This is a genomic window from Bifidobacterium mizhiense (genome assembly GCF_020884755.1).
Classification (GTDB): Bacteria; Actinomycetota; Actinomycetes; order Actinomycetales; family Bifidobacteriaceae; genus Bombiscardovia; species Bombiscardovia mizhiensis.
In genome coordinates this window covers 390,183-404,005 of record NZ_BPWE01000001.1, presented here as the reverse complement: position 1 = coordinate 404,005, position 13,823 = coordinate 390,183, and the positions used below count along the sequence as shown (strand labels likewise).

General features: G+C 60.2%; 11 protein-coding genes and 1 pseudogene. 8 read left to right on the top strand and 4 right to left on the bottom strand.

What is annotated here, in order from left to right:
- Positions 1–5: 5 nt before the first annotated feature.
- A complete protein-coding gene (locus LPC22_RS01680) occupies positions 6–476 on the bottom strand; it encodes a GNAT family N-acetyltransferase (protein WP_229131793.1) in 471 nt (156 codons plus the stop codon).
- Positions 477–705: 229 nt separating this feature from the next.
- Here LPC22_RS01680 and LPC22_RS01675 point away from each other — a divergent pair, with 229 nt between their 5' ends.
- Entirely contained in the window at positions 706–2,520 is a 1,815-nt protein-coding gene (locus LPC22_RS01675; RefSeq protein ID WP_229131792.1) for a proline--tRNA ligase, read from the top strand.
- A gap of 127 nt (positions 2,521–2,647) precedes the next feature.
- Here LPC22_RS01675 and LPC22_RS01670 read toward each other — a convergent pair whose 3' ends face one another.
- Positions 2,648–3,502, bottom strand: a complete 855-nt coding sequence (locus tag LPC22_RS01670; RefSeq protein WP_229131791.1) for an exodeoxyribonuclease III — start codon at positions 3,500–3,502, stop codon at positions 2,648–2,650.
- 371 nt (positions 3,503–3,873) lie between these two features.
- On the opposite strand from LPC22_RS01670, the gene LPC22_RS01665 reads away from it, so the two are divergent.
- Positions 3,874–4,383, top strand: a complete 510-nt coding sequence (locus LPC22_RS01665; RefSeq protein ID WP_229131790.1) for a single-stranded DNA-binding protein — start codon at positions 3,874–3,876, stop codon at positions 4,381–4,383.
- A gap of 119 nt (positions 4,384–4,502) precedes the next feature.
- Here the strand turns inward: LPC22_RS01665 and LPC22_RS01660 are convergent, their stop codons facing one another.
- A complete protein-coding gene (locus LPC22_RS01660; protein ID WP_229131789.1) occupies positions 4,503–6,596 on the bottom strand; it encodes a M13 family metallopeptidase in 2,094 nt (697 codons plus the stop codon).
- 176 nt (positions 6,597–6,772) lie between these two features.
- Here LPC22_RS01660 and LPC22_RS01655 point away from each other — a divergent pair, with 176 nt between their 5' ends.
- The 3 genes from LPC22_RS01655 to LPC22_RS01645 all read left to right on the top strand — a co-directional run bounded on the left by LPC22_RS01655 (position 6,773) and on the right by LPC22_RS01645 (position 9,966).
- Positions 6,773–7,471: an HdeD family acid-resistance protein gene (locus LPC22_RS01655; RefSeq protein WP_229131788.1), complete on the top strand. Its 699-nt coding sequence runs from the start codon at positions 6,773–6,775 to the stop codon at positions 7,469–7,471.
- A gap of 103 nt (positions 7,472–7,574) precedes the next feature.
- Complete coding sequence (map, locus tag LPC22_RS01650; RefSeq protein ID WP_024626681.1) at positions 7,575–8,351, top strand: type I methionyl aminopeptidase; 777 nt, start codon at positions 7,575–7,577, stop codon at positions 8,349–8,351.
- Positions 8,352–8,676: 325 nt separating this feature from the next.
- Positions 8,677–9,966, top strand: a complete 1,290-nt coding sequence (locus LPC22_RS01645; RefSeq protein ID WP_229131787.1) for a citrate synthase — start codon at positions 8,677–8,679, stop codon at positions 9,964–9,966.
- A gap of 19 nt (positions 9,967–9,985) precedes the next feature.
- Here LPC22_RS01645 and dapD read toward each other — a convergent pair whose 3' ends face one another.
- Positions 9,986–10,945 carry a 2,3,4,5-tetrahydropyridine-2,6-dicarboxylate N-succinyltransferase gene (gene dapD / locus LPC22_RS01640; protein ID WP_229131786.1) on the bottom strand — a complete coding sequence of 320 codons (960 nt, stop codon included), beginning with the start codon at positions 10,943–10,945 and terminating at the stop codon, positions 9,986–9,988.
- Between the two features lie 146 nt (positions 10,946–11,091).
- On the opposite strand from dapD, the gene LPC22_RS08375 reads away from it, so the two are divergent.
- The 3 genes and pseudogenes from LPC22_RS08375 to ftsE form a co-directional block, all read left to right on the top strand.
- On the top strand, positions 11,092–11,223 hold the full coding sequence (locus LPC22_RS08375) for a hypothetical protein (RefSeq protein ID WP_259465285.1): 132 nt from the start codon (positions 11,092–11,094) through the stop codon (positions 11,221–11,223).
- 107 nt (positions 11,224–11,330) lie between these two features.
- Positions 11,331–12,464: a peptide chain release factor 2 gene (prfB, locus tag LPC22_RS01635; RefSeq protein ID WP_101432689.1), complete on the top strand. Its 1,134-nt coding sequence runs from the start codon at positions 11,331–11,333 to the stop codon at positions 12,462–12,464.
- Positions 12,465–12,561: 97 nt separating this feature from the next.
- A pseudogene (gene ftsE, locus LPC22_RS01630) lies at positions 12,562–13,593 on the top strand (cell division ATP-binding protein FtsE); the annotation flags it as partial.
- Positions 13,594–13,823 lie beyond the last annotated feature (230 nt).

The following is a 13,823-nucleotide window of genomic DNA, read 5'->3' as shown; positions in this document are numbered from 1 at the left end:
GGTCGCTAGAGATGCCATGACAGGCGGACCATGTCTCTCAGGGTGATTCCGTTCTCGACAATGGGATGCGCGTAGCGATTGACAAAATAATCCCGTTCAATGCGGTCCATGCGAAATCCGCATGTTTGGTAGAAGCAAAGGGCTCCAAAACTGGTGGATCCGGTCCCGACTTCCAGCCTTCTCAGACCCAGTCTGACGGTCTCCATCTTGGCTCGGTCTATTAATCTGCTTCCGACTCCCAGTCTGCGTAAAGCGCGGTCCACGCTGATGTTGGCAATTTCCAAGGTATCCGTGTTTGGTCTGACAAGCAGCATGACACCGGCCAGAGTTTGTTCCACTCGGATTTCGTAGGCGCGGGAATGGGCGAAAACGTCATGGATTATCCGTTCTGAGGGATCAGCCTCCAGAAGGAGCGTCATGTGCTCTGCATCGAGAGTGGTAAAGGTCTGGATGGTCACACCCGGCTCTGATGACATAGGTGCCCGCCTCGTCCTTGTAAATCAGAAAACCTGTTCGATATACAACCATCATATCTTGGCTGCCCTTATGAGGGAGGGATAGAGCTGGATAGATGCCAGATGTCAGGTTGCGGATTTACTGACCTTCACCTGTATGTGCTGTCTGGTTTCTGGTTCGGTTTTTGCGAATTGTCATGCGGCATCCTCTATGGTTGCTTGTCCCTTTGCGCGCATATCTTTGGGAGGTATGAGAACCAAAGCCATGCGCATGTCAACCCTCTTTCTGCGGACCCTCAGGGAGGATCCGGCCGACGCCGATGTGGACTCGGCCAAACTCCTGCAGCGGGCCGGATACGTTCGCAAGGTGGCCCCTGGCATATTCACCTGGCTGCCACTGGGTCTGAAGGTCCTTGACAAGGTCCAGGCCGTGGTCCGGGAGGAGATCGACGGCATTGGCGCCCAGGAGGTCCATTTCCCGGCCCTGCTGCCTCGCGAGCCCTACGAGGCCACCCACCGCTGGGAGGAGTACGGCGAGAACCTCTTCCGCCTCCAGGACAGGCACGGCGCCGACTACCTGCTAGCTCCAACCCACGAGGAAATGTTCACCCTTTTGGTCAAGGATATGTATTCCTCATACAAGGATCTGCCGGTAGTTCTGTACCAGATCCAGACCAAGTACCGCGACGAGTTCCGTCCCCGTGCCGGGCTGATTAGGGGTCGTGAGTTCATCATGAAGGACGCTTACTCCTTCACCGTGGACGAGGAGGGGTTGAAGAAGGCCTACCAGGATGAGCGCGGCGCCTATGAGCGAATCTTCAAGCGTCTGGGTGTCAATTACGTGATCGTCCATGCGGTCTCCGGACCCATGGGAGGATCAGAGTCCGAGGAATTCCTGGCTCCGCTGCCCATAGGCGAGGACACTTTTGCCTTGGCGCCCTCGGGGAAGGCATGGAACGTGGAGGCGCTGACCACCCCGCGTCCTGATCCCCTCGACTATGCTGAAACTCCGGCTATGAAGGAGTTGGACACGCCGGACTCAACCACTATCGACACCCTGGTAGAGCGGTTCAACCAGTTGCATCCTCGTGAGGATGGCCGTGACTGGACCGCTGCCGATACTCTGAAGAACCTGATTGTGGCCGTCAAGCACCCCGCGGACGATGACCACCCCGAGGGCTGGCGTGAGCTGGTGGCCGTCGGCCTGCCGGGAGACCGTCAGGTGGACATGAAGCGCCTGGAAGCCCAGTTCGCTCCTGCCGAGATCGAGGAGGCCAGCCAGGCTGACCTTGCTACCCACCCCGAGCTGGTCAAGGGATACATCGGACCCTGTGTTTTGGGCCCTCAGCGTTCGGATACCGAGTCGGCCGCCCATATCCGCTACTTCCTCGATGCCCATGTGGCCCCTGGCTCAGCCTGGGTGACTGGTGCTGACGCCCAAGGCGTGCACCTGGCCAATGCGGTCTATGGGCGTGACTTCCAAGCCGACGGTGTGGTGGAAGCCGCCGAAGTCCGTCACGGGGATATGAGCCCTGACGGATCGGGGCCGCTCAGCTTTGAACGTGGCGTGGAGATCGGCCAGGTCTTCCAGCTCGGATTGAAATATTCTGACGCACTGGGTCTGAAGGTTCTGGACCGCAACGGCAAGGCTGTGCCGGTCTGGATGGGCTGCTACGGCATCGGCATCTCCCGCGTGCTGGCCTGCATTGCCGAGATGCATCACGATGACAAGGGTCTGGCATGGCCCAAGGCTGTCGCCCCTGCCGCAGTCCATGTGGTGGCTACCGGCAAGAAGCAGGAGGCCTTCGATGCCGCCGAGAAACTGGTCGCCGATCTGGAGGAGCGTGGTGTGGAGGTCATCTACGACGACCGGCCCAAGGTGTCTCCCGGGGTCAAGTTCAAGGATGCCGAGCTGATTGGGGTGCCCCTGGTCGCCATCGCAGGTCGCGACACCATTGCCAACGGTACTATCGAGATCCGCAACCGCGACGGCTCGGATGTGCAAGCGGTTCCTGCCGATCAGTCCGCTCAGGTGATCGTGGATCGGATCGCAGCTCTGCAGTAGGGTATGCCATACTCATAGTTGCTTATCGCAACAATATAGAGGGGTGGGGTCTTGGTCACGTCATGATATACGCGACCAAGATCCCACCCCTCTGCTTGTATCGGTTTGGGCTCAGGACTCTTTCCGGTCAGATGCGCAGCAGAATAGGCAGGTGATCCTGGCGCTCGCCGGTGCCCACGGGTTCGCTGGTGCTGACCTGGTCAGCGATCCGATTGGAGGTCAGCCAGTAGTCGATGCGCCAGCCGGAGTTGTTGATCTTGCTCTTTGGTGCCCGTTGGGCGAACCAGGTGTAGACGCTGCGGTGATCATCGTAGAAGCCGGCGGCATCGCCATGGATCTTTCGGAATGTGTCGGTGAAGCCCGCATCCAGCAGAAGACTGAACTTCTCGCGCTCCTGGTCAGTGAAGCCGGCGGAATGGTGGTTGGAGGCGGGGTTGGCGATGTCGATCTCCTCGTGGGCCACGTTGAAGTCGCCACAGGCCAGGACCGGCTTGCGGGCATCCAGCTCCTGCAGATAGCGTCGGTAGCAATCGTCCCAGACGCCGCGTGGTTTGAGCCTGACCAGTCCCGATCCTGAATTGGGGGTGTAGACCGTGGTGACAAAGCAGTCCGGGAACTCCAGAGTGAGCATACGGCCCTCGTCGTCCATGGTGTCTGGAGCGCCGATGCGGGGGCGGGTTACGGTAGGCTCCGGCAGGCTCTTGCGGTAGAGCATGAGCGTGCCTGCGTAGCCTGTGCGGGCCGGGGCCTCGGAGCGGCGGTCCGCCTCCTGATAATCGGGAAAGTAGCGCATGAGCGCCTTAAGGATGCCTGCGGATTTCTTCTGGTCACCGTTGAGTTTGGTTTCCTGGATGGCTACGACATCAGGATCCAGATCCCGGATGGTCTCCACCACCTTCAGGGAGAGGGCGCTGCGGCTGCTCTTGCCCAACAGGGCGGCGTTGAGCGAATCGATGTTCCAACTGACCAGCGTGTGAACCATGACTGCGGGTCCTTCCAAACCGTGCCGACATATCTGCTCTCACAGTTTAGCCCAGGACCAATGTTTCGATGCCCTTGCGCAGTGAAAGAGGCATTGCCAAACCAGCCATGGGCAGGGTTGTCCACTACGCGAAACAGGCCGAGCCCATTCGACCACAATGACCTTCTGGTCAGGTGCGGGGACGTGCGCGGAGGCAGGATGGATTCACCGTTCGACGGAGGGTTCCTGGCCGGGGCCAGTCCCTTCCCCCGCTCCGATTATCCGCGCTCTGGCTAGGGATTCTTTGTCGGACGGCTTCGCCGCCACGCAATGAGCAATCGACCGGCGGGTTTACAGCGCCGGATTCATGACATCGACAGAGAGGTTCCGATATGTCCATCAACGAAATAAAAACGACCGTCTTCGGCTTTATGGGAACCAAGCCAGCCCGTCTGGGACAGCCGGGAACCACACCAGTCTGTTCCTTCAGGCTTGGCTCTACGCCGGCCTATTACGATGCTGCGGCTGGGGTATGGAAACGAAAATCCACCACCTGGCTGACAGTCAAGGCTTTCAGGACTCTGGCGGTTAATGCTCTGGCCTGTCTGCACAAGGGCGATCCGGTCATGGTGACGGGATCCTTGGTTACGGAGGAGTGGACCAGCGACGGCCAGCCGCATAGCAGTCTGGTCTTGGTAGCGGATGGCATCGGTCACGACCTGGCTAGGGGACAGGATACCTTCACCAGGATCCGATCGGGTACTGCGCCCATCGATGAGGGGGCCGCCGGTGCGGATCCTTGGACCACTCCGCTGACATCTTCACCCTCTGAAACCGCCCCAGCATCATCAGTACCATCTGCAGCCGAGCGGACACCAGTGGGGACTTCCAATGCTGGATGAGCAAAGGTTGTTTCGGCCGAGCAGGAAGAAGGCGGGAGGCCGGCTGATTCCAGTCGACATCCCGCCTTGGTCAACAGGCTGATTGAAACCGTCAACCGATGATTTCAATCAGAACAGGCTTACCAAATCTTGACCCTTGCCTCGGGTTCCAGCCACATGCCGTCGTCAGCGGTGACGCCGAAGGCCTGATAGAAGCGATCCACATTCCTGACGATGCCGTTGGTGCGGAATTCAGCAGGGGAGTGGGGATCAATCTGCAAATACTGTTCAGCAAGCTGATCCCTGTTCTTGGTCCTCCAGATGGAGGCATAGGACAGGAAGAACCGCTGCAGGCCGGTGTAGCCGTCCATGACCGGAGCCGAGGCCAGCGCCTGGTCCATGGCCGCATCGTCTGTCCCTGCTGTGCCGCCCTGCCGCTTCTGCAAGGAGAGGGCGTAGGCCTTGATGGCGATGTTGACACCTCCCAGGTCTCCGATGTTCTCGCCGATGGTCAGCGCCCCATTGACATGAGGTGCCTGCTCGGGCTTGTCGGCGTACTTCTCGGCAAGTTGTTGGGGCACGAACCCGTTGTACTGCTCGATGAGCGCCTTGGTCCGCTGCTCGAAGTTCTCACGGTCCTGCGGGGTCCACCAGTCCTGCAGACGTCCATCGCCGTCGTACTTGGAACCCTGGTCGTCGAATCCATGGCCGATCTCGTGGCCGATGACCGACCCGATGCCTCCGTAGTTGACGGCATCATCGGCTTCCGGGTTGAAGAAGGGTGGCTGCAGAATAGCTGCGGGGAAGACGATGACGTTCAGGGTGGGCTCGTAGTAGGCGTTGACCGTCTGAGGGTTCATCAGCCACTCTTCCTTGTCCACAGGCTGACCGGCCTTGCCGAACTGGTAGCCGGACTCGTAGAGGTTGGCCCGCCGCACGTTGTCGACCAGACCTAGCTTTTCGTCCACAGCCAGGGCCGTATAATCGCGCCAGTGCTCGGTGTAGCCGATCTTGGGCGAGAATTTGTCCAGCTTGGCCAGAGCCTTGACCTTGGTCTGTTCGCCCAGCCAGTCACTGGAGGTGATGGAGACCCGGTAGGCATCAATCAGATCTGAGACCAATGCCTCCATGCGGGCCTTGCTGGAGGCAGGGAAGTGCCGGCGCACATATTCGCGTCCGACCTCCTCGCCGCAAATTCCGTTGACCAGGGAGACGGCTCGCTTCCAGCGGTCCCGCATCTTGGTCGTGCCTGAAAGAACCTTGCCGTAGAAGTCGAACCTGGCCTGATCGAAGTCGCTGCTGAGCAGACCTGCCCACTCGATCAGGGTGTGCACGCGGGCCCAGAGTTTCAGATCCTCCAGGTCGCTGGTCTTCCATAGCTCGTTCAACCCCTGCAGGAAGGAGGGTTCATGCACGATGGTCCTGGATAGGGCTGTGCTCAGATCGACCGGTTGCAGATTGGCGACAGGGCTGGCTGCATATGCCTTCTGCCAGGACTCGATCCAGGTGTGCAGATCGAAATCGGTGAGCGTTGACTCCAAGTCGGCCAGGGTGGTGGGATTGTAGGTGCGATCCTCATCTCGTGTGGATACGTTGTCCCAGTGGCGTGCTGCTATGCGCGTCTCGACCTCAAGGAAGGACTCTGCCTGCCTGTGGGCATCCTCCTGGTCGTCGGCGTAGCCGGAGAGCCTGAGCAGTGAGGCGACCATGTCGGTGTAGGCCTGGCGTACTTGAGCGTAGCTCTTCTCCCGGTAGTAGGCCTCGTCGGGGAGCCCTAGCCCGGCCTGCTCCATATGAGCCACGTTGACGCCAGCGTTGCCTGGATCACCATAGATGGCGATACCGAACAGATCAGGGCCGCCAGTGGGGTTGAGTCGGCCGAGCAGGCTGGTCAGCGCCTTCTTGTCCGGAACAGCATCAATGGCCTGCAGATCGGGGCGGATGGGTTCCATTCCCGCAGCCTCGATGGCATCGGTGTCCAGGAAGCTGCGATAGAGCAGGGCTGATTTGACTGCCGGGGATTCCGGATCCTCGAGGATTTCATGGATCTGTGCTTCGGCATCCTCGGCAAGCTTGTCGAAGGAGCCGAACCGGGAGCGGTCCTCGGGCAGACTGTAGGTGTCGATCCAAGGGCCGTTGACAAAACGAAAGAGGTCGTCCTGGGGTCGAATGACCGAAGAGAAGGAGGCCGGATCAAGTCCGGATGAGGTCGTGGATTCAGTAGATTGTGCCATGCCACAAGCCTAGCCATCTTTGGTGACATGCCATGCCCTGGGGGTCGCCCGGAATCAGCGGACCGGCGAATCATCCGCCGAAGGGAAAAGCCGCGATTGCTTCGTTGGTGATTTACACTTGGAAGACGGTAACAGGACGGCCGCTCGGTCGCCCTGAGCGAGTGAAAGAGGACGGTATGACGGATCCCATGCAGGGCGGTCAGCCCAATCAGTACGGTGGTCAGGATTCTGGGCAGAATGGCGGCCAATACCAGAATAATTATGGTCAGTATGGGCAATACCCCGGCTATCAGGGACGCCCGCCACGTATGGACCCGTTCTCCATGATCGCTGAAGATCTGGGATTCAGAACCCTGCGAGCTATCCGCATCATCATGGGCGTCATGGGCGTGATTGGTGTCATCCTGGGCCTGGCCCTGCTGCTCAGGCCGGACAAGACCCTGATTGCCGTGACCGTGGTGCTGGGCATCTACTTCATCATCTCCGGCGTGGTCCGTCTGGCCACTTCCATCGTGTCCAGGGGACTTCCTGGCGGCTGGAGGGTGCTGGGTGTCCTCTTTGGCGCCCTGATCGCCGTCGGCGGCATTGTCATCGTCAGGAACACGGCTCTGTCCGCTTCAGCGCTGACCCTGCTGGTCACCATCATCGTGGGCATCAGCTGGATCATGGAGGGCGTGATGAGTCTGGCTGCCTCCTGGGGGCTCCCACATTCAGGCTGGGCCATCTTCTCGGGCATCGTCTCCATCATCGCCGGGATCATCGTCATGATTTACCCGCTGAGCTCTGTCATCTTCCTGGTTATTTTCAGCGGGTGCGCTCTTCTGGTGCTGGGAGTCGTCTCTATTATCAGGGCCTTCACCTTCGGCCGGAACTGAGAGCCGGACTCGTCCGACTGACCCGATAATACTGAGAGGTAGTACTTGGGCAGGATCCTGAGGGGCGGCACCCGCGGGCACCAATTATGAAAGGACGTAGAGGATGATCGAGCTCAAAACCAAGCAGGAGATCGAACAGATGAAGCCGGCGGGCAGGTTTGTCGGCAGCATCCTCAAGGAGCTCAAGGCCATGAGCAAACCCGGGGTCAATCTGCTGGAGCTGGACGACTACGTCAAGGACAGGATCAACTCCCGCAAGGGAGCCACCTCCTGCTACGTGGACTACGCTCCTGATTTCGGCACCGGCCCCTTCGCCCACTACATCTGCCTATCCGTCAACGATGCCGTCCTGCATGGGGTGCCTTATGACTACAACCTTAAGGACGGCGACCTGCTTTCCCTGGATCTGGCCATCAACGTGGACGGATGGGTGGGCGACTCAGCCATTAGCTTCGTGGTGGGCGAGCATGCCGATCCAGAGGATCTGCGGCTGATTCGGACCACTGAAGAGGCTTTGAAAGCGGGCATTGCCCAGGCTCAGCCCGGCAACCGCCTGGGTGACATCTCCGCTGCGGTCGGTCAGGTTGCCCACGAAAACGGATACAGCGTCAACCTGGAGTTCGGCGGCCACGGGGTAGGGCGGATCATGCATGGCGATCCCCATGTGCCCAACGATGGCACTCCTCATCACGGCTACAAGCTGCGCCCCGGTCTGGTCATCGCCATCGAGCCTTGGTTCCTGGCGACCACCGATCAGATTTATCAGGATCCCAAGGATGGATGGACCCTGCGTTCTGCAGATGGATCGCGCGGTGCCCACAGCGAGCACACCATTGCCATCACCGAGCAGGGACCTGTCATTCTGACGACCAGGGACTGATTCGAGGGCTGTCAGGACTATATAAGGGATCGAGGAATGTCCACAATGTGGATGTTCCTCGGTCCCTTGTTTGATGCCGTCCTTTCTTCCTTGGAATTGTTACTTGCAGGCTGGTGCGGGAAGGCAGACGGCCCTGCCTTAGGCTCGCAGGTCGTGACCAGGGACGGACGGATTCCTGCTTGCGGTTACAAGCCGGTAATCGAAGTCGTGATTGTTTCTGTTAGCATGTCGGCAATTCCACGCCGGTACAGGTGCCGGTAGCCTGATCTGGCATGGCCGTCGACTCTCACTGGCACCTCACTGGTTGATTGACAGGAGGTGCGTGGTGTCTACAGCACGGTTGTCCATCGGTTCCGACCAGGTTGATCTGCCATTGGTTCGCGCCACCGAGGGGCCCGACGGCATTCTGGTCTCCTCCCTGCGCAATGACGGCTGGGTCACGCTCGATCCCGGCTTCCAGACCACAGCTCAGTGCGTTTCAGGAATAACCTTCATTGACGGCAAGCGGTCCATACTGCGCTACAGGGGCTATGCCATAGAGGACTTGTGCGCCCAGTCCAATTTCCTCGAAGTGGCCTGGCTGCTGTCCCATGGCGAACTGCCTGATGCCGAGCAGTACAAGCGGTTCCGCAGCCATGTTCTGGGTCACACGGTCGTAGGGGAGGACTTCCGTCATCTGCTCTCGTCCTTCCCTCGCCAGGCTCATCCCATGAGTGTGCTGGCTGCGGCGGTCAACGCTCTTGCTGGCTTTCATCCGGACACTTGTGACGTAGACGATCCCGAGCAGTTGGATGAGGCCAGCGCCATCATCATGGCCAAGGTGCGCACCATCGTCTCTTTGATCCACCGTCGTCGTCGCGACCAGCCCCTGCTCTACCCGGACAGGAACTGGGGCTATGTGGAGGACTTCCTGAGAATGAGCTTCGCCATGCCTTACCAGCCTTATCAGGCCGATTCTCTCAAGGTGCAGGCCCTGGACAAGCTTCTGATTATCCATGCCGACCATGAGCAGAACTGCTCCACCTCTGTGGTCAGGATTGCCGGATCAGCCCGGGCCAACCTGTATTCGGCAGTGGCTGCCGGCATCAATACACTTTCAGGCCCCCTGCACGGCGGCGCCAACGAGGCTGTGCTGCGCCAGCTGAAGAGCATACGTGATTCCGGTCTGGGTGTGCGAGGCTATGTGGACCAGGCCAAGAGCGAGGGGCGGAAAATTGCGGGTCTGGGCCATCGGGTCTATAAGTCCTATGACCCGCGCGCGGCCATAGCCAAGCAGTGGCTCTACAAACTTATGGACGAACCCGACCAGGATAGGAATACGGAGGATGCCGGGCTCTTTGATGTGGCCCTGGAGCTGGAGGATTTGGCCCTGCATGATGACTACTTCGTCGAGCGCCACCTTTACCCCAACGTGGATTTTTACACCGGGCTTATCTACCGCGCCATCGGCTTCGACCCGGAGATGTTCACCACGCTCTTCGCCTTGGGTCGCATCCCTGGATGGATCGCCCAGTACCGGGAGATGCTGGACGATCCCGACACGAAAATAGGTCGGCCCAGGCAGGTCTATACCGGTCAGGGGCCACGCGACTACCTGCCTATAGAAGAGCGCTGAGTCCTATGACCGCCTGGGTTCAGTTGGCGTGCAGTCGCTCGTTCAGCTCGATCCCCTTCTTGCGGGGCAGGGCTCTGACCTGGCCCGTGCGGGAGTCGCGGATGAAGAGCAGATGATCCCTTCCGCTGAGTTCTGCCCCCTTGACCTCCTGGTCGCCCAGGCCGATCTTGGTACCGGCGGTGACATAGAGTCCGGCTTCAACCACGCAGTCGTCGCCTAGGGAGATGCCGATGCCGGCGTTAGCCCCCAGCAAGGAGTGCTGACCAATGGAGACCCGGTGGCGGCCTCCGCCGGACAGGGTGCCCATGATGGAGGCTCCGCCACCGATGTCCGAACCGTCGCCGACTACGACTCCCTGGGAGATCCGTCCTTCGACCATGGAGTGGCCCAGAGTTCCAGCGTTGAAGTTGACGAAGCCCTCATGCATGACCGTCGTTCCCGGAGCCAGATGGGCGCCGAGCCGAATCCGGTCGGCGTTGCCGATGCGGACCCCATCGGGAACCACGTAATCCACCATGCGGGGGAACTTGTCCACGCTCAGCACTGTTACTTGTGTCACCGGAATGCCCGGCATGGAACGGCTGGCCGCAGCCATGACATCTGATCTGCGCAAGGCGAAGTCCTCCACAGCGAAGGGTCCGTAGTTGGTCCAGACCACCGTGTTGAGCTGTTCGAAGATCCCGTCCAGGTTCATGCTGTTGGGAGGGGTCAGGCGCATGCTGAGTAGATGAAGCCGCAGATAGGCGTCGGCTGCATTGGTTATTGGGCCATCCAAATCGGCCACAGTGAAGACCGCAACCTTTCGGATGCCGCGGGCGTCGGGCTGGTTGTTGACTTGGTCGCCAAAGTCGTGGTTGGGACGGTTCGCCGGGGTCGGCGGTGTCGAGATCTTGGCCTTGGGGTACCAGACGTCCAGGGTACGGCCCTGCTCATCCTGGCTGGCCAGGCCCCAACCCCATGCGGTGCGTGCTGTGCTCATCGTTCCTCCTTCTGGCTGTGCAGTCATATTGACATAGGTTGTCTTACAGGATAAACCGGTCGACGCTCAAACACAGACGGTCCGTCCGACAGTCGGCTCTGGGTGGTCGCCAGCCAGGTCGCAGCCGATAGGTAAAATTATCAACTATGAGTGCCTACAGTCATGAGCGTGAGCGCCGGGAGCGTCGGCGCCGCAATATAGCCAGGGCGGTCTGCCTGGTCATTGCCGTGGCTTTGCTGGCCAGTCTTATCATCCCCGCCATTTTCAGCGGCCTTTGACCTGATCCGTCCGGTCGGCGGGAATCCGGCCGTCACAGGCACGGGCAAATGGCAATCAAGACGGCGGCCGACTCGTGTGGAGCCGGTCTGGAAAGCGGTGAGACGGTATGGCAGAGATGGATTTTGCTCAAGCATTGGAGCAGGCCAAGGCCAAGTACGAGATGATCTCCAAGGCGCTGGACCCGGAGGGTTTGCGCTCGCGGATTGCGGATCTGGAGCGTCAGGCCAGTGCGCCCGGACTCTGGGATGATCAGGAGAATGCTCAGAAGGTGACCAGCAGGCTCTCAGCCCTGCAATCCCAGCTCAAGCATCTGGAATCCGCATCCTCCCGGCTGGAGGATGTCCAGGCTCTGGAGGAGTTGGGCCAGGAGGAGCATGACCAGGACACCCTGGTGGAGGCCCGCAAGGAGATCGACTCGTTGAGGTCCGACCTGGCTGACATGGAGATCCAGACCCTGCTGGACGGGGAGTACGACGAGCGCGCCGCCGTGGTCACCATTCGTTCTGGTGCCGGCGGGGTGGACGCGGCCGACTGGGCCCAGATGCTCCTGCGCATGTATATGAGGTGGGCTGAGCGGCACGGCTTCTCCACCAAGGTCATGGACACCTCCTACGCAGAGGAGGCCGGCATCAAGTCGGCCACCTTCCAGGTGGATGCCCCCTATGCTTACGGTCGGCTGTCTGTGGAGGGTGGCACTCACCGTCTGGTGAGGATTTCGCCCTTTGACAACCAGGGCAGGCGGCAGACTTCCTTCGCCGCTGTCGAGGTCATCCCTCTGGTGGAACCCACTGACCACATCGACATCCCCGACTCGGATATCCGAGTGGACACCTACTGCTCTTCCGGCCCCGGCGGTCAGGGTGTCAATACCACCTATTCGGCCGTGCGTATCACCCATTTGCCGACCAACATTGTGGTCACCATGCAGGATGAGCGCAGCCAGATCCAGAACCGTGCGGCTGCTATGGCCGTTTTGCAGTCCAGACTACTGGTTCTGCGGCACGAAGAGGAGGCCAAGAAGAAGAAGGAGCTGGCCGGCGACATCAAGGCCAGCTGGGGGGATCAGATGCGCTCATATGTGCTGCATCCCTACCAGATGGTCAAGGACCTGCGTACCGGATACGAGACCTCGGATACCCAGGGCGTTTTCGACGGCAACATCGATGCCTTCATAGAGGCAGGTATCCGTTGGCGGCATCAGCAGCGGGTTCAGGCCCGTGAGGAGGAAGCCAGCAAATAAACCTGTACTCGGCCTCATCCGGGTCGGTGTTTCATGAGTGTGTAGTGTCGGTCTTGTTGATAGCCTCTGTAGGGGAATACCGAGGAACGGAGAGTCAATGGCGTTGATTTCGCTCAAGGACGTGACCAAGATCTACCCCAAGGGGTCCCGTCCCGCCTTGGATGACATCAGCCTGGATGTCGATCGTGGGGATTTTGTCTTCCTTGTGGGCGCCAGCGGGTCGGGCAAGACCACCCTGCTCCGCCTGCTTCTGCGCGAGGAGGAGGCCACCGAGGGGGAGATTCGCGTGGCCGGCAACGACCTGCGACGTCTGCGCAATCGTGAAATTCCCGGATATCGGCGCTCCATTGGTTTTGTGTTCCAGGATTACAAGCTGCTCAATAACAAGACCGTATGGCAGAATGTGGCCTTCACGCTGGAAGTCATCGGCGCTCGTCGGTCCACCATCAAAACCCTGGTTCCTCAGGTGCTCAAGACCGTGGGGCTGACGGGCAAGGAGCAAAATTACCCCCATGAGCTTTCCGGCGGCGAGGCTCAAAGGGTGGCTTTGGCCCGCGCCTACGTCAATAACCCGGAAATCCTGCTGGCTGACGAGCCCACCGGCAATCTTGATCCCACAACCTCCCTGGGCATTATGGAGGTTCTGGACGCCATCAACAGGACCGGCACCACCGTGGTCATGGCCACTCACAACGAGGAGATCGTCAACTCCATGCGCAAGCGGGTGGTGGAGCTGCATACGGGCCGGATCATGCGCGACGAGGCCCACGGCTCCTACGATTCTTCGCGCTTCTTCCCTGATGCCGAGGTTGCGGCGCGCGCTCATCATGCCATCGGGGATCCCGCTGACGGCGATGCCCTGGATCGTGCTCGTGAGGTTGGAGTTGGAGGGCGCCGTCCGGTGCAGGTTGTCGTCCAGGATGGGAATAGTCCGGCTACCGAGCCCATCGCGGATGGGACCAAGGGGGCCAAGCAGGTGGTCCAGGCGGCGGCACAGGCCGTCGACCAGGGCCAGTATGGCGACGAGGGAATCGCACGGCTGGCCAAGTCCATGCATTCGGGGAGAACAGGACGTTATGGGCAGGTCTTCACCTCGGTGGAGGACACCCTTACCTGGGGGAAGGGCCTGGGCAGCCTTGAGTCTGCGCAGGAAGATTCCAGTCAGCATGAAGGCGCCTCTGCGGGGCAGTCCGAGGGGAAGACCGACTCTGACCCTGACGAACGGTTCCGCAGACCTGTGCCGGTGTCCCAGGGCAGCCAGGATTCACCCGGTCAGTCGCATGAAGGTTCCAGTGACAAAGACCAGGGCAAGGCAGGAACCGATCGGGCCGAATCCGGGAATCGCCCCCAGGCAGAACC